22 protein-coding genes and 1 pseudogene are annotated in these 19,316 nt (G+C 71.7%); 13 read left to right on the forward strand and 10 right to left on the reverse strand.

All coding sequences use genetic code 11. The annotated features are described in order from the left end of the window. The first annotated feature begins 28 nt into the window (after positions 1-28). The 3 genes from AOK22_RS06920 (at position 29) to AOK22_RS06930 (ending at position 1,342) form a co-directional block, all read left to right on the forward strand. Complete coding sequence (locus tag AOK22_RS06920) at positions 29-547, forward strand: MarR family winged helix-turn-helix transcriptional regulator (protein WP_055697689.1); 519 nt, start codon at positions 29-31, stop codon at positions 545-547. A gap of 64 nt (positions 548-611) precedes the next feature. Next, positions 612-1,094 (forward strand): sigma factor-like helix-turn-helix DNA-binding protein, encoded by a 483-nt coding sequence (locus tag AOK22_RS06925; RefSeq protein WP_055697690.1) that lies wholly within the window; start codon positions 612-614, stop codon positions 1,092-1,094. Further along, positions 1,091-1,342: a hypothetical protein gene (locus tag AOK22_RS06930; protein WP_055697691.1), complete on the forward strand. Its 252-nt coding sequence runs from the start codon at positions 1,091-1,093 to the stop codon at positions 1,340-1,342. The genes AOK22_RS06925 and AOK22_RS06930 overlap by 4 nt, the downstream gene beginning before the upstream one ends. A 3-nt stretch (positions 1,343-1,345) precedes the next feature. Here the strand turns inward: AOK22_RS06930 and AOK22_RS06935 are convergent, their stop codons facing one another. Continuing rightward, complete coding sequence (locus AOK22_RS06935; protein ID WP_055697692.1) at positions 1,346-2,500, reverse strand: cystathionine gamma-synthase; 1,155 nt, start codon at positions 2,498-2,500, stop codon at positions 1,346-1,348. A gap of 101 nt (positions 2,501-2,601) precedes the next feature. Between AOK22_RS06935 and AOK22_RS06940 the strand changes: the two genes are divergently transcribed. The 4 genes from AOK22_RS06940 (at position 2,602) to AOK22_RS06955 (ending at position 6,015) form a co-directional block, all read left to right on the forward strand. Then, the gene (locus AOK22_RS06940) at positions 2,602-3,720 is read left to right on the forward strand and encodes a hypothetical protein (protein ID WP_055697693.1); all 1,119 of its coding nucleotides are present in this window, start codon (positions 2,602-2,604) and stop codon (positions 3,718-3,720) included. Between the two features lie 87 nt (positions 3,721-3,807). Next, on the forward strand, positions 3,808-4,470 hold the full coding sequence (gene msrA / locus AOK22_RS06945) for a peptide-methionine (S)-S-oxide reductase MsrA (protein WP_055697694.1): 663 nt from the start codon (positions 3,808-3,810) through the stop codon (positions 4,468-4,470). Positions 4,471-4,736: 266 nt separating this feature from the next. Continuing rightward, the gene (locus AOK22_RS06950; RefSeq protein WP_055697695.1) at positions 4,737-5,393 is read left to right on the forward strand and encodes a ClpP family protease; all 657 of its coding nucleotides are present in this window, start codon (positions 4,737-4,739) and stop codon (positions 5,391-5,393) included. Positions 5,394-5,406: 13 nt separating this feature from the next. Further along, on the forward strand, positions 5,407-6,015 hold the full coding sequence (locus tag AOK22_RS06955; RefSeq protein ID WP_055697696.1) for a ClpP family protease: 609 nt from the start codon (positions 5,407-5,409) through the stop codon (positions 6,013-6,015). A gap of 22 nt (positions 6,016-6,037) precedes the next feature. Here the strand turns inward: AOK22_RS06955 and AOK22_RS06960 are convergent, their stop codons facing one another. Together AOK22_RS06960 and AOK22_RS06965 are read right to left on the reverse strand one after the other, a co-directional pair. Then, a complete protein-coding gene (locus AOK22_RS06960; protein ID WP_055697697.1) occupies positions 6,038-6,442 on the reverse strand; it encodes a helix-turn-helix domain-containing protein in 405 nt (134 codons plus the stop codon). A gap of 93 nt (positions 6,443-6,535) precedes the next feature. Then, positions 6,536-7,471 carry a helix-turn-helix transcriptional regulator gene (locus AOK22_RS06965; protein ID WP_055697698.1) on the reverse strand — a complete coding sequence of 312 codons (936 nt, stop codon included), beginning with the start codon at positions 7,469-7,471 and terminating at the stop codon, positions 6,536-6,538. A 117-nt stretch (positions 7,472-7,588) separates the two neighbouring features. Here AOK22_RS06965 and AOK22_RS06970 point away from each other — a divergent pair, with 117 nt between their 5' ends. Next, positions 7,589-8,641 carry an NAD(P)-dependent alcohol dehydrogenase gene (locus AOK22_RS06970; protein ID WP_055697699.1) on the forward strand — a complete coding sequence of 351 codons (1,053 nt, stop codon included), beginning with the start codon at positions 7,589-7,591 and terminating at the stop codon, positions 8,639-8,641. 168 nt (positions 8,642-8,809) lie between these two features. Next, positions 8,810-9,196, forward strand: a complete 387-nt coding sequence (locus AOK22_RS06975) for a VOC family protein (protein WP_055697700.1) — start codon at positions 8,810-8,812, stop codon at positions 9,194-9,196. Here AOK22_RS06975 and AOK22_RS06980 read toward each other — a convergent pair. After that, positions 9,178-9,984, reverse strand: coding sequence for an alpha/beta fold hydrolase (locus AOK22_RS06980; protein ID WP_055697701.1), 807 nt, complete (start codon positions 9,982-9,984; stop codon positions 9,178-9,180). The genes AOK22_RS06975 and AOK22_RS06980 overlap by 19 nt on opposite strands. Before the next feature lie 6 nt (positions 9,985-9,990). Next, positions 9,991-10,449: an ASCH domain-containing protein gene (locus tag AOK22_RS06985; protein ID WP_055697702.1), complete on the reverse strand. Its 459-nt coding sequence runs from the start codon at positions 10,447-10,449 to the stop codon at positions 9,991-9,993. Positions 10,450-10,587: 138 nt separating this feature from the next. Here AOK22_RS06985 and AOK22_RS06990 point away from each other — a divergent pair, with 138 nt between their 5' ends. Next, positions 10,588-11,166 (forward strand): TetR/AcrR family transcriptional regulator, encoded by a 579-nt coding sequence (locus tag AOK22_RS06990; protein ID WP_055697703.1) that lies wholly within the window; start codon positions 10,588-10,590, stop codon positions 11,164-11,166. Then, complete coding sequence (locus AOK22_RS06995; protein WP_055697704.1) at positions 11,163-11,543, forward strand: VOC family protein; 381 nt, start codon at positions 11,163-11,165, stop codon at positions 11,541-11,543. Before AOK22_RS06990 ends, AOK22_RS06995 begins: the two co-directional genes overlap by 4 nt. Before the next feature lie 15 nt (positions 11,544-11,558). Here the strand turns inward: AOK22_RS06995 and AOK22_RS07000 are convergent, their stop codons facing one another. Then, positions 11,559-11,936, reverse strand: a complete 378-nt coding sequence (locus tag AOK22_RS07000; RefSeq protein WP_079036396.1) for a winged helix-turn-helix transcriptional regulator — start codon at positions 11,934-11,936, stop codon at positions 11,559-11,561. Positions 11,937-11,960: 24 nt separating this feature from the next. Between AOK22_RS07000 and AOK22_RS07005 the strand changes: the two genes are divergently transcribed. Beyond that, the gene (locus tag AOK22_RS07005; protein WP_055697706.1) at positions 11,961-12,362 is read left to right on the forward strand and encodes a YybH family protein; all 402 of its coding nucleotides are present in this window, start codon (positions 11,961-11,963) and stop codon (positions 12,360-12,362) included. A gap of 36 nt (positions 12,363-12,398) precedes the next feature. Here AOK22_RS07005 and AOK22_RS07010 read toward each other — a convergent pair whose 3' ends face one another. From AOK22_RS07010 to AOK22_RS07025, 4 genes and pseudogenes are all read right to left on the reverse strand, one after another. Continuing rightward, on the reverse strand, positions 12,399-15,725 hold the full coding sequence (locus AOK22_RS07010; protein WP_055697707.1) for a S8 family peptidase: 3,327 nt from the start codon (positions 15,723-15,725) through the stop codon (positions 12,399-12,401). Positions 15,726-16,006: 281 nt separating this feature from the next. Beyond that, positions 16,007-16,666: pseudogene (locus AOK22_RS07015) on the reverse strand (ABC transporter ATP-binding protein); the annotation flags it as partial. Positions 16,667-16,940: 274 nt separating this feature from the next. After that, entirely contained in the window at positions 16,941-18,197 is a 1,257-nt protein-coding gene (locus tag AOK22_RS07020; protein ID WP_055697710.1) for a L,D-transpeptidase, read from the reverse strand. A gap of 257 nt (positions 18,198-18,454) precedes the next feature. Continuing rightward, positions 18,455-18,790 carry a hypothetical protein gene (locus AOK22_RS07025; RefSeq protein WP_055697708.1) on the reverse strand — a complete coding sequence of 112 codons (336 nt, stop codon included), beginning with the start codon at positions 18,788-18,790 and terminating at the stop codon, positions 18,455-18,457. A 110-nt stretch (positions 18,791-18,900) separates the two neighbouring features. Between AOK22_RS07025 and AOK22_RS07030 the strand changes: the two genes are divergently transcribed. Next, complete coding sequence (locus AOK22_RS07030; RefSeq protein WP_237773203.1) at positions 18,901-19,209, forward strand: hypothetical protein; 309 nt, start codon at positions 18,901-18,903, stop codon at positions 19,207-19,209. Positions 19,210-19,316 lie beyond the last annotated feature (107 nt).

A 19,316-nucleotide genomic window follows, 5' to 3' on the forward strand; every position in this document is an offset into this window, starting at 1 on the left:
TGCCCTCGCATGAAGTGAGCCCCCGGCCATGCCCACAACTCCGGACATGACGACCGCCAGTGAACCCGGCCTTCTCGACAGCCTGCAGCACCAGGTGGCGGTGTTCGCCCGCCGCGCGGAACAGACCCGCCTCGGCGGCGTAGGCCAGGTCCGCAACTCCATGGACCGCGCCGCATATCTGCTGCTCAACCGCCTCGACAAGGAAGGGCCGATGGGCGTCAAGGCGCTCGCGGCGAGCATGGGCATCGACTCCTCGACAGTCACCCGGCAGGTCGCCCCGCTGGTCGACACAGGGCTCGTCAAACGCACCTCGCACCCCGAGGACGGCCGTGCCGTGGTGCTCCAGCTCTCGCCGCGCGGCCAGGCCAGGCTCGACGAGGTGCGCTCCTCGCGCCGCGAGCTGATGGCCGAGTTGACGCAGGACTGGGCCCCCGAGGAGCGCGAGAGCTTCTGTGCGCTCCTCACACGCTTCAATTCCGCCCTCTCGGCACGGCAGACGTCGCAGACGGCGCCCGGTGGAGAGGTTTCGGCCACTCCGGAGTCTTGACCCCGGCCCCGCGTCTGGCCTCATATGAGACCGGGATCCCCCTTCCTTCCGGCCGGGAGGCACGGTGCGAGAACGGCAGGCGCTCCAGAGCGCCCGCCGTGCCCGGGAGTTCGAGGCATTCGTCGCGGGCGCGGCAGGGCGGCTCCTCCATGCCACCACGCTGCTCACCGCCGAGCCGCCGGACGACAACCCCCGCGCGCGTGGGTTGCTGACGGCGGCGCTCGCGCACACGTACGCGACGTGGGACCGGCTGCGCGGCGAGGACCCCTACGACCGCGCCCGCCAGCAGGTCGCCGTCCGCTTCGCGCGGGCCGCCTGGCGCCACCGCCGCGGCCACGGCGGCGTCCTGGCCCGGCTCAGCCCCCAGGAGCGGCTGATTCTGGTGCTGCGGATGTACGAGGGCGTGGCCGAGGAGCAGACGGCCGCGCTGCTCGGCCTGCCGGCCGAACGGGTCTCCGCGATCTGCGCCCGCGCCATGGCGACGGCCCTGCACCCGCCGCGCGGCCCCGCGCCGGCCCGCGCGCTGAGCGGGGCGGCGCCCTCGTGAGTCAGTACGAGCGCAAGGAGAGCGCGGTGCGCCGCCTGCTGGAGGGCACCTCGCCCGCGGTGCCGCCCGAGCTCTTCGACGACGCGGTGCGCCGGGGCGGGCGGATGCTGCGGCGCCGCACGGCCGTGCGGCGCCTGTGCTGGACCCTGCTGTTCACGGCCGCGGTGGCGTTCATCGTGTGGGCGTCGATCACCCGGCCGTGGGTGGAGCCGCCGTCCGACACGACCCCACCCCTCACCCGCTGGTAGCGGCTAGCCCAGCGCCTGCTGCAGGTCGGCGACGAGGTCGTCCGCAGACTCGATGCCGACCGACAGGCGCACCAGGTCCGCCGGCACCTCGAGGGCCGAGCCCGCGACCGAGGCGTGCGTCATGCGGCCCGGGTGCTCGATCAGCGACTCGACGCCGCCCAGCGACTCGCCCAGGGTGAACAGCTTGGCGCGGTTGCAGACCTCGACGGCCGCCTCCTCGCCGCCCTCGACCTGGAACGACACCATGCCGCCGAACGCCCGCATCTGCTTGGCGGCGATCTCGTGACCCGGGTGCTCCGGAAGGCCCGGGTAGAGCACGCGCGTCACGCGCGCGTGCCGGGTCAGCATCTCGGTGACCTTGCCGGCGTTCTCGCTGTGCCGGTCCATGCGGACCGCGAGGGTCTTGATGCCGCGCAGCACCAGCCAGGAGTCGAAGGGCCCGGCGACGGCGCCCATCGCGTTCTGGTGGTACGCCAGCTCCTCGCCGAGGGCGTCGTCGTTGACGACGAGCGCGCCGCCGACGACGTCGGAGTGGCCGCCCATGTACTTCGTCATGGAGTGCACGACGATGTCCGCGCCGAGCGCGAGCGGCTGCTGGAGGTAGGGGCTGGCGAAGGTGTTGTCGACGACGAGGCGCGCGCCGGCCTCGCGGGCGATCTGCGCGACGGCGGCGATGTCGGTGATGCCGAGCAGCGGGTTGGAGGGGGTCTCCACCCAGATCACCTTGGTGCGGTCGGTCAGCGCGGCCCGCACCGACTCCGGGTCGGAGGTGTCGGCGACCGACCACTCCACGCCCCACCGCGAGACGACCTTGGCGAACAGCCGGAACGTGCCGCCGTACGCGTCGTTCGGGATGACCACGTGGTCGCCGGGGGCGAGCAGCGTACGGAGAAGGCAGTCCTCGGCGGCGAGGCCGGAGGCGAAGGCCAGGCCGCGGCGGCCGCCCTCCAGCGCGGCCAGGTTCTCCTCCAGGGCGGTCCTGGTCGGGTTGGCGCTGCGGCTGTACTCATAGCCGCCGCGCAGTCCGCCGACACCGTCCTGCTTGTAGGTCGAGACCTGGTAGATGGGCGGGACGACGGCGCCGGTGAGGGGGTCGGCGGTGTTTCCGGCGTGGATCGCCACGGTCTCGAAATTCTGCGTGCTGTGCGAGTCACTCATGCGGCCTGAGCGTAGTGCGCGCGCGGGGGCTTCCGCCGGGTCGGTACGGGTACGTCCCGGCAGGTTGGCCAATTGTCGGACGCGTCTGGTTCGCTTGTGTCATGGAGATTCTCTGGTTCCTGTTCGCGGTGATCATGATCGGTGCGGTCCTGGGGCCCGTACTGCTGCGCAGGCGCGGGGGGATCCGGCAGGTCGCGCCGGGCTCCCCGGACGCCGCGGACCCGGCGGACTACGGCTTCCTGCGCCAGGAGGAGCTGGACATCCGCATGCCCGGACCGGACGCCGATCTCCTCGAAGTGCTCGACCTGGTGCAGCGCACCCAGGAGTGGAAGGCCGCCTCCCAGCTCCTCGCGGGCACGGAGACCCACGGCGAGCTGCGCTGGCAGCGCGTGCAGGCCTTCGCGGGCGCGGCCTCGCTGGAGCTGGCGCGGCGGCCCGGCGGCGTCGGCGAGGGCCCCGGCGGGCAGTGGCTGCGGGTGTGGCGTGCCGAGGCGCCCAAGGACGCGGGCGGTGCCGCGGTGCACGCGGAGTTCCTCGTCCAGCAGGCGTGGCGCACCTCCACGCAGGGCACGGACGAGTTCCGGATCATCCTGGAGGAGGCCAAGGAGGCGTGCGCGCAGGCCGCGCTGCTCGCCCCCGGCGACCCGGTGCCGTACATCATCGAGCTCTCCATCGGGCGCGGACTGGCGTACTCCCGCGAGGAGTTCGAGCAGCTGTGGCTGAAGATCCTGGACCGCGCGCCCGCGCACATGGGGGCGCATCTGGCGGCGCTGCACTACTGGTGCGAGAAGTGGCACGGCTCGCGCGACCTGGCGTACGGCTTCACGGAGGCGGCCGCCGCCCGCGCGCCCCGCGGCTCCCTGCTCGCCGCGCTCCCGCTCTTCGCCGTCCACGAGCACCTGCCCGAGGTCAATCTGGTCCGGGGGTTCTACGAGAGCGAGGTCGTCACCAAGGCCGTCGAGGGCGCGCTGTTCGCGGTGCACTCCGCGCGCGCGGACGACCCGATGCTGGCGCACGTCCGCCATCTCCTGGTCTTCTTCCTGGTCCGCAGCGAGCGCTGGGCGGAGGCCATGAACCAGCTGGTGCACGTCGACGGCCACGTCGGCGCGCTGCCCTGGACCCTGTCCGAGGACCCCGCCGAGGTCTACGCGGTCTACCGCGCCCTGGCGGTCGCGGGGTACGAGGCGAACGGCGGCAGCCCGGCGACGCTCGCGCACTGAGCCCGCCCACGGCCGTCCGTCCGGAATGCCACGCCGCCTGCGTACGTTGACCAGGCATACCCCTGTCACGCACGAGGAGAGACCCACATGATCTTCGGTCGCACGCCTGAGCTCCCCACCCCCGAGCAGGCCCTGAAGGGCCGGGCGACCCCGGAATTCGAGGTCCCCTCGCGCCACACGGTCCTCGGCAACGCCCTGCTGGGCCCCTACCCGGAGGGCCTGGAGGTCGCGGACTTCGCGCTGGGCTGCTTCTGGGGCGCGGAGCGCAAGTTCTGGCAGGCGGACGGCGTCTGGACGACGTACGTCGGCTACCAGGGCGGATTCACCGAGAACCCCTCCTACGAAGAGGTCTGCTCCGGCCTGACCGGCCACACGGAGGCGGTCCGCGTGGTCTTCGACCCGTCGAAGATCACGTACGAGCAGCTCCTGAAGCTCTTCTGGGAGTCGCACGACCCCACGCAGGGCTTCCGCCAGGGCAACGACGTCGGCACGCAGTACCGCTCGGCGGTCTACACCCACTCCCCCGCGCAGCAGGCCGCCGCCGAGGCGTCCCGCGAGGCCTACCAGAAGGTCCTCACGTCCTCGGGCCACGGCACGATCACCACGACGGTCCTCCCGGCCGACGACCGCACGTTCTGGCCCGCCGAGCCCTACCACCAGCAGTACCTGGACAAGAACCCCGACGGCTACTGCGGCATCGGCGGCACGGGCGTCTCCTGCCCGATCGGGGTGGCACGGGCCGACGGCTGAGCGGGGAGAGCGAGCCCCGCACGACCGGGTACCGCCGGCGGCGCGGTGCCCGGGGCATCGCCGTCGACCTCACCGCCTCGGTCTCCATCCGCCCACCGACCGAGGCGGCTGGCGGATCCGTGTCGCAGTGGCCGGCCGAGGAGTACGGCCTCGCTCTGCCCTCAGCGAATCTGCCGCAAGCCGAGATCTCTGGCGGTGGCCTCCGTCCCCGTCGACAGTGAAGTCACCGCGCGGCAGACGTCGTCGCGGGACTTCGAGGAGGCGCGATGACAGGGCTCGGCAGTGGGTGGGGCGCGGCGGCGCCGCGGGGTGAGGACGGGGAGACCGCTCCGTCGCGGTTCGACGACCATCTCGCCGCGCAGCTGCTCAACCAGCGGATCGTGTTCCTCGGGACACAGGTCGACGAGGTGTCCGCCAACCGCGTGTGCGCGCAGATGCTGTTGCTGTCGGCGGAGGACCCGAAGACGGATATCAGCCTGTACATCAACAGCCCGGGCGGCTCCGTGACCGCCGGGCTCGCCATCTACGACACCATGCGGCTCATCCCGAACGACGTGGCCACCCTCGCCATGGGATTCGCCGCGAGCATGGGGCAGTTCCTGCTGAGCGTGGGCACGCGCGGCAAGCGGTTCGCGCTGCCCAACGCGCGGATCATGATGCACCAGCCGTCGGCCGGCATCGGCGGCACCACCGCCGACATCGCCATCCAGGCGGAGAACCTGGAGTTCACCAAGAAGGCCATCGAGCGGATCACCGCCGAGCACACCGGGCAGAGCCAGGAGACGATCTCGCGCGACGGCGACCGCGACCGCTGGTTCACGGCCGAGCAGGCCAAGGAGTACGGCATGGTCGACCAGGTCGTGGAATCACTGGAGGACGTGCGGCCCGCCGGGTCGAAGCGGCGTATCGGGCTCGGGATCTGAGGGGTTGTCAGCTATGAGTCAGTACACGATTCCCACCGTCGTCGAGCGCACCCCGCAGGGCGAGCGCGCCTACGACATCTACAGCCGGCTGCTGTCCGAGCGCATCATCTTCCTCGGCACCGAGATCGACGACGGCGTCGCCAACGTCGTCATCGCCCAGCTGCTGCACCTGGAGTCCTCCGCCCCGGAGCGCGAGGTCGCCCTCTACATCAACTCGCCCGGCGGCTCCTTCACCTCGCTCATGGCCATCTACGACACCATGAGCTTCGTGACCGCGCCGATCTCCACGTTCTGCGTCGGGCAGGCCGCCTCGACCGCGGCCGTGCTGCTCGCCGGGGGCGACCCGGGACGGCGGTTCGTGCTCGACCACGCGCGCGTGCTCCTCGGCCAGCCCGCGAGCCGCGGCCAGCAGGGCACCGTGTCCGATCTCAGCCTGCAGGCCAAGGAGATGCTCCGGATCCGCTCGCAGGTCGAGGAAGTCCTCGCCCACCACACGCACCACGACGTGGCCACGCTCCGCGCCGACATGGACCGCGACAAGGTCTTCACCGCGCAGGAGGCCGTCGCGTACGGACTCGCGGACCAGGTGCTGAGCAGGCGGGCGGTGCCCGTCGCCGCGTGAGGGCGGCGACGGGCGTCCGCGCTCAGGCGGCCAGGCTCACCTCGCCCTGGTACGACGCCCTGGCGGGCCGTGCGCGGGAGGGGCCGGCCAGCTGCCCCTGCGCCAGGGACAGCAGGTCGGTCAGGCGCAGACCGAGCGCGTGGGCGGCGGCCGCGAGGACCTCGGAGGAGGCCTCCTTGCGGCCGCGCTCCAGCTCGGAGAGGTAGGGCATGGAGATCCGGGCGGCGTCGGCCACGTCCTTGAGCGTGCGCTCCTGGGCGAGGCGCTCGCGGCGCAGGACGTCCCCGACGACGTCCCGCCAGAGCGGTTCCTTGGCCTGCCGGTGCTCCCGGGGGCCGCCGGCCTCCTGGGGGCGAGCGGGGTTCGGCGCCGCCTTGAGCGGGCGCAGGGGAATGACGCGGGCTTCGTTCGGCTCGTGGCTGGTCACTTCCTCAGCCTAGGAGGGGGACGGCCGCCGGCGCAGCGGGCGGCGTTCCGCCGCCCGCGAAATCCTCCGCCGCCCCCGCGAAATCCCCTGCCGTCAGCCCTTCTTCGCGGCCGACCCCACCGACGACGCGTCCCGCCCCCAGCTGGCGAGCAGCCGCAGCGCCTGCGCCGACGCCGATTCCGGCTCCGCGTGGTACATGACCAGTGACTGGTCGCAGTCGTCGGGCAGCCGCAGCGTCTCGTACGACAGCGTCAGGTCGCCCACCAGCGCGTGGCGCATCCGCTTGACGCCGTGGCCCTTCTCCCTCACGTCGTGCGTGGCCCACAGGCTCCTGAACTCCTCGCTCTTCACGGAGAGTTCGCCCACCAGCGAGGACAGCTGCGGGTCGTTGGGATAGCAGCCCGCGTCCATGCGCAGATAGCTGACCATGTCGGACGCCTTCTGCTCCCAGTCCACGAACAGGTCGCGCGAACGCGCGTCGAGGAAGCAGATCCGCGCCCAGTTGCGGTCCTTGGGCGCGAGCTGGGCCCAGTCGCCGAAGAGCGCCGCCGCGAGCGCGTTCCACCCGAGGATGTCCGAGCGGCGGCCGACGACGTAGGCGGGCACGTCGTGGATGGAGTCCAGGAGCTGCTGGAGGGCGGGCCGCATGGGCTGGGGGCGCGCGGACTTCTTCTTCTTGAGGGTCTTCGGCTTGGCGAGGTGGGTGAGGTGGTTGTGCTCGGCGTCGGTCAGGCGCAGGGCGCGCGCGATGGCGTCGAGGACCTCGCCCGAGACGTTGCGGCCGTTGCCCTGTTCGAGACGGGTGTAGTACGCGACGGAGACGCCCGCGAGCTGCGCCAGCTCCTCGCGGCGCAGCCCCGGCACCCTGCGGTGCCGTCCGAAGTTCGGCAGGCCGACGTCCTGCGGCTGGAGCCGGGCCCTGCGGGTGCGCAGGAACTCGCTCAGCTCGGCCCGGCTGTCCAGGGGCGCGCTGTCGGCGCCGGGGCCGTCCTGCCGGGCCCCGGCCGCTGCCTCGGGGTTCTCGTCCATGGTTCCAGTATCAGGGGTCGTACGCCCATGAGCCTGTCCCCGCCAGTGGTAGGCACAGTGGTCGTAGGCAGAGTGGGTGTCTGGGTGGCGTCCCGGTCCGCTGGCAGCCTCGAAGACATGACTCAGCAGATCACCACCGTTTCCGCCTACGCCGCTCCCGCCCCCGAGGCGCCCCTGGAGCGGACCACCGTGCCGCGCCGCGCCGTCGGCGAGACCGACGTCCTGATCGACATCAAGTACGCCGGGATCTGCCACTCCGACATCCACCAGGCCCGCGACGGCTGGGGCAAGGGCATCTACCCGATGGTGCCGGGCCACGAGATCGCCGGTGTCGTCACCGAGGTCGGCGCCGGTGTGACCAAGTTCGCCGTCGGCGACCGCGTCGGCGTCGGCTGCATGGTCGACTCCTGCCGCGAGTGCGAGAACTGCGTCGCGGGCCTGGAGCAGTACTGCCTGAAGGGGAACGTCCCCACCTACAACGGCCGCGGCAAGGACGGCGAGCCGACCTACGGCGGTTACTCCACGCACATCGTCGTGGACGAGGCATTCACCGTCCGCATCCCCGACGGGCTCTCGCTGGACGTGGCCGCGCCGCTGCTGTGCGCCGGCATCACCACGTACTCCCCGCTCGCGCACTGGAACGCGGGCCCCGGCAAGAAGGTCGCGATCGTCGGCCTCGGCGGGCTCGGCCACATGGCCGTCAAGATCGCGCACGCCATGGGCGCCGAGGTGACCGTCCTGTCGCAGACCCTGCGCAAGAAGGCCGACGGCCTGCAGCTGGGCGCCGACCACTACTACGCCACCAGCGACGAGGCCACCTTCGAGGCGCTCGCCGGCAGCTTCGACCTGATCGTCTCGACGGTCTCGGCGCCGCTGCCCCTGGACAAGTACCTGGGCCTGCTGCGCACCGACGGCGCCTTCGTGAACGTCGGCGCGCCCGAGGAGCCGGTCTCGCTGAACCTCTTCTCCGTGATCGGCGGCCGCAAGACCCTCGCGGGCTCCGGCATCGGCGGCATCCGCGAGACCCAGGAGATGCTGGACTTCTGCGCGGAGCACGGGCTCGGCGCGGAGATCGAGCTGATCGACGCCGACCGGATCAACGAGGCGTACGAGCGGGTCCTGGCCAGCGACGTCCGCTACCGGTTCGTGATCGACACCTCGACGATCTGAGGCCTCGCGCGGCGGCGTGTGGCCTGATCCCGACTGGGTCGCAGGGCCTAGTCCGCATTGCTCAGCACGAGGGACCCCGTGACCGATACGGCACCCGGACGTCCGCGCCTAACGTTGTCCATGTCACCTCAGGACAACGGTAGTTCGGACATATCAGGAGGTCGCACGATGTCCATCGAGCTGAACCACACGATCGTCGTCGCCAAGGACAGCAAGGCGTCCGCGCAGTTCCTCGCGGACATCCTGGGGCTCGAAGTGGGCCCGCAGTACGGCCCCTTCAGCCCGGTGGAGATCCCCAACGGCGTGACCCTCGACTACTACGAGAGCGACGGCGCCCCGATCGCGGCGCAGCACTACGCCTTCCTCGTCTCGGAGGACGACTTCGACGCGATCTTCGGGCGCATCAAGGAGCGGAACCTGACCTACTGGGCGGACCCGTACCACCGGCGCGTCAACGAGATCAACACGAACGACGGCGGCCGGGGCGTCTACTGGGAGGACCCGAACGGCCACAACCTGGAGATCATCACCCGGCCCTACGGCTCCGGTGACTGAGCCAGGAACGCGAGCACCGGCTCCGTGGCGACGTCCGCGTACTCCTCGAAGTACGCGTGCCGGGCGCCGGGGACCAGCAGGGTCCTGGCGTCCGGCACGCGGGCGGCGATGAGCGGGGCGTTGGCGGTCGGGTTGAACGCGTCGTCCGTGCCGTGGACGACGAGGGTCGGCGCCGTGATCCGTACCAGCGCGTCCCAGGCGTCGTGGCGGGCGCTGGCCCGCAGATGGCGGCGGCGGGCGTACGCCGGCATGGTCGCGTCGCCCAGCGTGTGGAACTCCCGCCCGGGGCGGACGCGCTCCTGCTCGGCCAGCCAGGCCGGGGTGTACATCAGCTCCAGCAGAGCGCGGCGCACGGCGTCCGGATCGGCCCGGGTCAGGGCCCTGCGGACCTCGGGCCCGCGCTCGACGCCGTGCGGGCCGCCGGGCGAGGTGCAGCCGAGGACCAGCCGGTCCACGCGCTCCGGGTGGTCGGCGGCCAGCCACTGCGCGATGCGGCCGCCCATCGACGTGCCGTAGACGTGGGCGCGGCCGATGCCCGCGTCGTCCAGGACGGCGAGCACGTCACGGGCGAAGCCGGGCGTGCTGTACGTGTCGGTATCGGGGCGGTCGCTCTCGCCGGTGCCGCGGTGGTCGAGGTCGACGACGGTGAAGCGCGCGGCGAAGTCGGCGCGCACCGGGTCCCACCAGTGGTGGTTGTTGGACTGTCCGGCGATGAGCACCAACGGCTCGCCGGAGCCGTGCAGTTGATAGTGGATCGCGGCGCCGTCGGCCGCCTTCGCGAAGGGCACGGCCGGTCACGCCTCCCGCGGGTCGGACACGACGCGGAAGCGTTCCAGGACGACCTGTGTCGTGTCGTCGACGGTGAAGGCGGGGTCGCCGAGCGCGGCCCGCATCTCGGCGCTGTGCCAGAACTGCTCGTGGCCGGCGCGCCAGTCGGCGACGGACGTGTGGCCCTCGCCCTCGTCGACGGCGTGGGCGAGGTCCACGTCGGCGAGCGCCACGACGCGGACGGCGGTCGTCTCGATGACGGCGACGGGCCGGTCCCCGGAGTCGACGACGGTGGCGCGCTCCCCGACGACGGGCAGCGGGTCGCCGTCGTTCTCGTAGTCGGCGAGGAGCCCCGTCGTCGAGGTCTTGGACCCGTCGAGGACGGCCGCGACGAGCTGGTCGCGCAGTGGCCCGGGGAAGGCGAACTCGGCCTTGGGGAGCGGTTCCTGGGCGCCGCCGCGGGCATCGTCCCGGATCTTCGTCATGGGCCCACAGTAGCGCCACCGACCCGCCGCGCCCCTTGACGGAGTGAGCGCTCACTCCGTACATTGCCGGGCATGCCGTCCCCACCGGATCCGCCGCGGCGCCGCGCGCCCGGCATGAGCGCCGAGCAGCGCAGGGCGATGATCGTCGCCGCCGCCCTCCCCCTGGTCGCCGAGTACGGCGCCGCCGTCACCACGGGCCGGATCGCCCGCGCTGCGGGGATCGGGGAGGCCACGATCTTCCGGGCCTTCAAGGACAAGGACGAGGTGCTCGACGCCTGCGTGCGGGAGGCGATCAGCCCCGACCACGTGGTGCGCGAGCTCGCGTCGATCTCCCTGGACGAGCCGCTCGAGGAGCGTCTGACGCAGGCCGCCGACGCGCTGCGCGCCCATCTGGAGCGCATGGGCGCGGTGGTCGGCGGGCTGCACGCGACCGGGCGGCGGCGCGGCCGGCCCTCGGGCCCCTCCGCCGAGGAGCAGCCGGGCGAGGGCGGCCGCGAGGCGTCGGCCCGCGCGCTGCTCGAGGGCCTCGCCGAGCTGCTCGAACCGGACCGCGCGGCCCTGCGCCACTCCCCCGAGAAGATCGCCGCGATCTTCCTCGGGATGCTGTTCAGCGGGCTCCGCGGCCCGGTGGACGACAGGGATCCGACCACGGCCGAACTGGTCGACGTACTCCTGAACGGAGCGCTCGGCCCCCGACGAGAGAGCGATACGCCATGACGACGACGATCACGCTCAACCACACCATCGTCCCCGCCGTCGACCACCGCGAGGCGGCCCGCTTCTTCGCCTCCGTGATGGGCCTGGAGCAGCTGCCGCCCGCGGGCCGCGACGGCCACTTCGCCCCGGTCCGCGTGAACGACCAGCTGACCCTCGACTTCATGGCCGTGCCGGACCCCGAGGGTCACCACCTGGCCTTCGACGTCGACCCCGCCACGTTCGACCGGGTCCTGGCCCGGCTCCGGGAACGCGGCATCCCCTACGGGAGCGAGCCGCACGAGCCGGACAACGGCCGCGTCGACCATCCCCTGTGCCCGCGCGGCCTGTTCTTCGTCGACGAGGCCCGGAATCTCTACGAGCTGATGTCCCCCGCGTAGGCGGAAGGACCCCGCCTACGCGCCCGGCTCCGCGGCACCCCAGTCCCAGAGCGCCTGCATCACGGGCCCCAACTCCCGCCCGCGCGAGGTGAGTTCATAGGAGACGGTGGAGGGCCAGCCGGCCGTGCGGGTGCGGCGGACGACGCCCGCGCCGACCAGCTGGGCGAGGCGTTCGGAGAGCACCTTGTCGGACAACTCCGGCAGCGCGGCGGCCAGTTCGCCGTACGCGTGGCGCTCGCGCCGCAGCAGTTCACGGACCACGAGCGTGGTCCACCGGCCGCGCAGCGCGGCGAGCGTGATCTCCACGGGGCAGGCGGGGCTCGGCGCGGCGACCTCGGCCCGGACGTCGTCGGGCAGACCGGGCCGCACGCCGCTTACCGTTCGGTGAGTCACGAGAGGGCCTCCTACGGTGCGGTCATGACCACCACGACGATAACCACCCCGTCCGCCCTGCCCACACGCCCCGAGGACGTCCCCGCCGCGTTCGCCGAGCGGTTCAACAGCGGCGATCCCGACGCCGTGCGGGCGCTGTACGAGGAGGGCGCGGCGTTCGTCCCCGAGTCCGGGGAGGCCGTCCACGGCGACACGCGCATCGCCGCCGCGAACGCCCCCTTCCTCGCCCTCGGCCTGCCGATCACCGTGCACCCCCGCCACGTACACGTCGCGGGCGACCTCGCACTCCTGATCGTCGACTGGCGGATCGGCACGGACGAGACCGGCTCGACGGCCACGGACGTGGTACGCCGCGGCACCGACGGCATCTGGCGCTACGCGATCGACAGCCCTTTCGGCGCCGCGCCCTCAGGCACCGACGGCTAGCCGACGACACCCGCGTCGGCCAGCCGCCCTACGCGCCTACTTGCCGTAGTACGCGTTGTAGATCGACAGCGTCGACTTGTTGCCCTTCTTGTCCGTGATCTTGGCGTGGAAGGAGATTCCCTTGCCCTTCGCCGGGTTCTTCACGGAGATCTTTCCGTTGGTGACCGTGGTCTTCTTCCAGGTCTGGCCGTAGTCGTAGGAGACGTACACGGAAAGGGACTTGAGGTTGGAGCCGGCCGCCGAGCCCTGGACCGTGACCGGGACCGACTGCTTCGCGTCGGCCTTGGCACGGCTGCTCAGGTCGACCGCCGGGCTGAAGCGCACCGAGGAGACCGGGAGCCTGACGCCGTCCGCCTTCTTGGAGCGGAAGGTGAAGCTCGCGTCGATGCGCGTGGAGGCCGCGGCCACCTTGACGCTGCGCTTCACGGACGTCGACAGCTTGTACTCGGCGTCCGCCGACGGCACCTTGAACGGCGGCGCCCCGCCGGCCAGCGGGTCCTCGTTCTCGGCGATCTTGGTGCCGTTGCGGTACAGCGTCGTCTTCACCGACGTGTACAGCGAGGAGCCCACGTGCGTCTTGCCGTCGGCGAACAGCGGCAGGACGCCCGTGATCTCGTTGCCGTCGCGGAAGACGCCGAAGTCGCCGCCGATGCGCGGCCCGAACACGGCCGTGTTGAAGGTCTTCTCGTACGTCTGGCCCGCCTTGAAGGTCTGCGCGGCGCCGAGCGTGTAACCGGCGTCGACGATGGGCCAGCCCTCCGGGTCACGCCCGGCCTGCTGCTCCAGGTCGAGGCTCCACTTGACCTTGTCCGCCGTGGACAGGTGCAGCGTCCGGGTGCCCGGCAGCGGCTGCGGGACACCGATCGAGGCGCCGCTCGTGCTGCCCGGGATGTGGCCCATGGCGCTCAGCGCGCCCGTCTTGCCCGGGGAGGAGGCGCCGAGGCCCACCTTGACCGTGGCGAGCTCGCTCGCCTTGAAGTGCTTGGTGTACCCGGACGCGACCTGCTCGACCTTGCCGCCGGTGACGATGTCGTACTCGGTGTCGCCGCCCTTGGTCCAGTGCCCGTCCCACTGCTGGAACAGCGAGCCGTCGGTGACCTGCGGACCGAGGTGCCGGGTGCGGAAGTTGGCGTACGAGTCGAGGAACCAGCCGAAGCCGTAGTTGGTCTCCGGGGTGTCGAGGCTGTAGTCCGGGGCCGCGAACTCCAGCTTGGCGCCCGGCTCGGGCACGGTGATGTCGACCGGCTTCGTGGTCCGCGCGTCCAGCGTCACCGTCGTGTCCTTGGTGATGCTCAGCTTCGGCTGCGCGATCCAGTCGGCGCCCTTGGTGAAGTCGGCGGGGTCGACGTAGATGCCGGAGTTCAGGACGTAACCGCCCTTGGGGACACGGACCTTGACGGTGCCGGACTCGTCGTACGGGTCGTAGGACTTGCCCGCGGCGAGCCCGCTCAGGCCCTCCAGGTCACCGTCGTAGAACTTCGCGGGGGCGCCGTCCCTGCCGATGAACTTCAGCGTCAGGTCGTACGACTCCACCTCGTTCTCGACCGCGGCCGCCGTGCGCACCGACTGGCCGCCGCCGTTCGCCACGACGTACGCGGAGTACGTGCCGTCCAGCGTGCCGCCCCGCTTGGAGTCGGCGGTCAGGTCGACCGCCGCGGTGCCGCCCGCGGGAACCGTCACCTTCTTCGCGCCGAGCGCGAAGAAACCGGCCGGGGCCGGACGGCCCTTGGGGTCGGTGGCGCTCACCGTCAGATCGAGGGTGACGTCGTCCTTGCCGAGGTTGCGGTAGGTGACCTTCTTGGTGACCGGCTTGTCGTCGGTGTGCGGCCACTGCTGCGCCGGGAAGCCCACCGACACCGGGTCGGCGATCACGGACTGCTTGATGGCCTTGTCGACGGCGATACGGCCCGAGCCCTGCTGGAACGGCGTGTACGCGCCGCCCTTGGTGGACGCGGTCAGCGCGCCCTTGAGCTCGGCGTACTTCCAGTCGGGGTGCTGCTGCTTGAGGAGCGCCGCGGCGCCCGCGACGTGCGGGGTCGCCATCGACGTACCGGAGATCGTCAGATAGCCCTCGGGGTTCTGGCCGACCTCCTTCTCGATGACGCTGCCCGGCGCGGCGGCGGCCGTGATGTCCACGCCCGGACCGGTGACGTCGGGCTTGATCGCGCCGTCGCCGACGCGCGGGCCCTGGCTGGAGAAGTCGGCGAGCTTGTCGTTGTCGTCGACCGCGCCGACGGTCAGGGCGGCGTCCGCGCTGCCCGGCGAGTCCACCGAGCCGGGCTCGCCGGCGTTGCCCGCGGCGATCGCGAAGAGGATGCCCTTCTCCGCCGAGAGCTTGTTGACCTGCGCTTCGAGCGGGTCGACACCGGGGGTGTCGCCGCCGCCGAGGCTGAGGTTGACGACGTCCGCCTTCTCGGCCGCCGCCCAGTCCATGGCGGCGATGATGCCGGAGTCCTCGCCGTAGCCGTCGTCGCCGAGCACCTTGCCGTTCAGGAGCTTGGCCCCCGGGGCGACGCCCTTGAACTTGCCGCCGGACTTGGCGCCGGTGCCGGCCGCGATGGACGCGACGTGCGTGCCGTGGCCGTAGCGGTCCTTGGCGTCCGCCGACTGCGTGAAGTTCTTCTCGGCGACGACCTGGTCCTTGAGGTCCGGGTGCGTGGCGTCGACACCGGTGTCCAGGACGGCGATCTTGACGCCCTTGCCGTCGTACCCGGCCGCCCAGGCCTTGTCGGCGCCGATCTGCTTGACGCTCTTGTCCAGGCTCGCCTTGCGCACGCCGTCCAGCCAGACGTGGCTCACGCCGGACGCGGCGCGGGCGTCGCCCTTGCCGCTGGTGAGCGCGGCCCACAGGTCGGGCGCGTCCTGCCGGGGCGTGGTGATGGCGTCGGCGTTCAGCGCCTTGAGGGTCCTGCGGACCGTGGTGTCGCCGGCGGAGCGGACGTCGGCCCGGGCGGCCGTGGCGGCTCCCTTGTAGCCGACGATGACCTTCAGGCCCTTCTTCTGGGCCGTGCGGTTGCGCTTCTTGTTCAACTCGGTGACGTCGAAGAGCCGTTGGTCGATCCTGCCCTCGGCTATCAGGCGCCGCGCGTCGGCGGGTATCAGCAGGGTGTGCCCGCCGGTCCGCCGCACCTGCACGGGTATGTGCTCCCGCCCCTTGGCGCGGTCGAGCCCGATCACGCGGCCCTTGGCGTCCAGGACGGCGCGGTCACCGGTGATGAGGGTGACGCGGGAGGCCCCCGCGGTCCTCGCCGCGGCGGTCGTGAGGTCCGTGGACTCCGGCTGTGCGGCCGCGGGGCTGGTCATGCCCGCCGCGAGCGCCACGGCGACCGCCGCGGCGACGGTGGCGCCGCACGCTCTCTTCACTTGTCTGTGCAAGTCTCCCCCTGGAGGTTAAGGGGCTTGCGCCCCTCGGACAGCGAAGTATGCCGAGGGGTGATGTGCCGCTCAATAGCGGGACAGAAGTCAAGAGTTGATGCGGGGTGCAATTCATGGCGCCTTAACAGTGGTTGGCCCCGATCACGCCAATCACCGCTTCTGTTCGGCTCATTGGCGACGGCTTTGCCGGTGGGTGCGTCGGTCGCATTCCTGGTGGGCGCTTGCGCCGCGGGTGCTCTGCCGGTGGGCGCGGGACGGTCGGCGCCGCGCGTGACGCGGCCGGCGTGCAGCGTGACGAAGCGCGGGCCGTGGCGGTGGAGGGCGCCGTCGCGGGTGGCGAGCACGAGGGTGAGGCCGTGGTCCTCCTGGAGCCCGTCGAGCAGCTCCGTGATCCCGTCGCGCACGGGCCCTTCGAGACCGCCGCCCGGCTCGTCGGCGAGGAGCACCTTCGGGCGCTTGACCAGGGCGCGGGCGAGGACGACACGCCGGATCGCGCCGTCGTCCAGCTCGGCGGGCAGCCGTCCACCGAGGCCCCGCAGGCCCACCGAGTCCAGCGCGGCGGCGGCACGTTCGCCGCGGGCGTCCGGGCCGAGGCCCAGCGGGAGGAGCGCCGTCTCGACGTTCTGCCGGGCGCTGAGGGCGGGCACCAGGCGGGACGACCGGCAGACGAACCCGATCGACTCGGCGCGGACGTGGGCGAGCCGCGCCTCGGGCAGCGCGGCCAGGTCGGTGCCGTCCAGCAGGACGCTGCCCCGGGTGGGCCGGTCCAGGCCGCCGAGCATCCGCAGGAGCGTGGACTTGCCGCCGCCGGCCGGACCCCGCACGACGAGCCGCTCGCCGTCGCCGATGACCAGGTCGACCCCGACGAGCGCGTCGACCGCCCCCTCGCCGCGGAGGTACCGCTTGGTGACACCGCTGAGGTGATACATGTCGCGAAAAGGTAGGCGCTCGGCGTGATGAAGGCCTGAGGCGGGCGTAAGAAGGGGCTGAGCCGGGGGTGAGAGCACGATGAGAAGCCCTGCGCGGCCCTCACGGAAGTCCACCCCACCACCCGCGATGCGGGTCCGCCCCGCCGCTCTCGGTGCGGAGCCGCCCCGCCGCACCGCACCCGCACCCGGCCCGCCTCCGGCCCGGGAACGCCGGTGGCCCGCACCCCCGTTCGGGATGCGGGCCACCGCGTACGCGCCCTGCGGCGCCGTGGGATCAGACGGCGGAGCCGGCCTTCCACTGCGCCCAGTCCATGTTCCAGCCGTTGAGGCCGTTGTCCGGGGCGATGACCTTGTCGCCGGTGTTGCGGACGTCGACGACGTCACCGGTGATCGAGTTCTCGTAGAACCAGGAGCCCGGGGTGCTCTTGTCGCCCGCGCCCTTGGCGTCCTGCAGACCGATGCAGCCGTGGCTGGTGTTGGCGCTGCCGAAGATGGACGGCGAGCCCCAGTAGTTGCCGTGGATGAAGGTGCCGGAGTTCGACAGGCGCATGGCGTGCGGCACGTCCTTGATGTCGTACTCGCCCTTGCCGTCGCCGTCGGTGAAGCCGACGGTCGCGCCGTTCATCCGGGTCTCCTTGAACTTCTCGGAGATCACCATCTTGCCGTTGTACGTCTTGTTCTCCGGCGAGCCCGCGGAGATCGGGATGGTCTTCACGACCTTGCCGTCGCGCGTGATCTTCATCGTCTTCGTCTTGGCGTCGACGATGGAGACCTGGTTGCGGCCGATCTTGAACTGGACGGTCTTGTCCTGCACGCCGTAGATCCCGTCGGCACCCTCGACGCCGTCGAGGGAGAGCTTCAGGGTGACGGTGGAGTTGCCCTTCCAGTAGTCCTCGGGGCGGAAGTCCAGGCGGTTGGCGCCGAACCAGTGGCCGACGATCTCCTGGCCGCTGCTGGACGACACCTTGATCGCGGACTGGACGTCCTTCTTGTTGGTGATCGCCTTGTCGAAGTTGATCGACACGGGCATGCCGACGCCGACGGTGGAGCCGTCCTCGGGCGTGAAGCTGCCGATGAAGCTGTTGGCCTGGGAGACGGTCGTGAACGTCGAGTTCTCGTGCGCCTTGAGGCCCTCGGAGTCCGTGGCGGTCGCCGAGATCTCGTACTTCGTGGCGCGCTCCAGCTGGCCGCTGGGCTTCCAGCTCTTCTTGTCCGCGGATATCTGGCCGGCCACGGCGGTGCCGGCGTCGCTCTTCATCGTCACCTTGGTGAGCGTGCCGTCGCTGACGGTCACCTTGGCGGCGCTGTTGGTGCTCGCGTTGTCGGAGCCGTTCTTCGGGGCGATCTCGATCTGGGCGGCGGAGGACTTCTTGGCGGCCGCCTCGTCGACCTGGTTCTGCGACTCCTTGCCGCCCGAAGCCTTGTCGCCGTCGTCGCTGCTGCACGCCGAGAGCACGAGCACGCCGCCCACGAGGGCGGACACGGCCGCGAGGCCCCTGCGCCCACGCTTGCGACGCATACTGTCCGTCATCACACGCATCTCCATAGTTGCCGAATCCCCAAAATCAACCCCGAGAGTCCCCGTAGTCCCGCATAACGTCCTGCCCGGTTCGTCCCGTTCCACAACCGCGGGAAGTGTGGGGAACACCACGTACGCGGTGCTGGATTGTCTTCCGTCGACCATGGTGACGGACGGGACGGCTGATGACCATGCCGGATGAGACGACGGAACCCCGGACGGCGGTTGCCGTCCGGGGCCCCGGATTCCGTTTCTCGGTCCGAGCCGGGCTACACCGCGTCGCCGTCCTCGTCGCCATCATCCTGGTCGGGGTCCCAGTCCGGCGCATCGGGGTCGTAGTCGATCGCCTCGCTGCTCCACGAGGCCTGGGTGAGCTCGGTGCCGGGCACCTCGCTGACCAGGTCGAAGGGGTCCACGAGGTAGGCGAGGGCCTCGGCGCCGTCCTCCTTGACGGCCGCCTCGGCGTGCGCGCGCTCCTCGGCGGGCATCTGCTCGTCCTCGGCGATACGGGCGAGCGCGGCGCCGGTCAGCTTCTCCACGTCGTCGACCTCGACCACCATTTCGACCCGCAGCCGTACATACCGTGATGTCTCGTCTCCACTCATAGGCCGGAGCGTACGGCCCTCCTCCCCCGCGGCTTTCCCACGACCCGCGGCTTTCACTACCATCGGCCCACACGGCCAATTCGCCAGCACCACAAGGGGGATCCGATCCCGTGTCCGCACGTCGACCGCTGCTGACCGCCACCGCCGCCGGGGCCCTTCTCGGCGCCCTGTGGTTCGTCCCCTCAGCGAACGCGACGCCCCCCGCCTCGCACGACACCCCCCGCGACGACCGCACCGCGACGTCACCGTCCCCCGACCACAGAACGAACGCGTCCCCCGCCGCGACCGGCCGCCTGGCCGACACGGGCGGCTTCGACTCGACCCCGTACGTGATCGGCGGCACGACGTTCCTGTGCCTGGGAGCGGGCTTCGTGGCGTACTCGGTACGCAGGGAACGCGAGGAGGCCAGGACGTACTGAGCCCGGCCACCGGCCCGGCGCTCCCTCCCGCCCGGAAACGGGGGCTCACCGCGCTCCCTCGACGGGGGCCTCGTCCGCCCCGGTCCGAGCCCCCGTTTCCGGGCGGG

It is taken from the genome of Streptomyces silaceus, from assembly GCF_001419745.1.
Classification (GTDB): domain Bacteria; phylum Actinomycetota; class Actinomycetes; order Streptomycetales; family Streptomycetaceae; genus Streptomyces; species Streptomyces silaceus.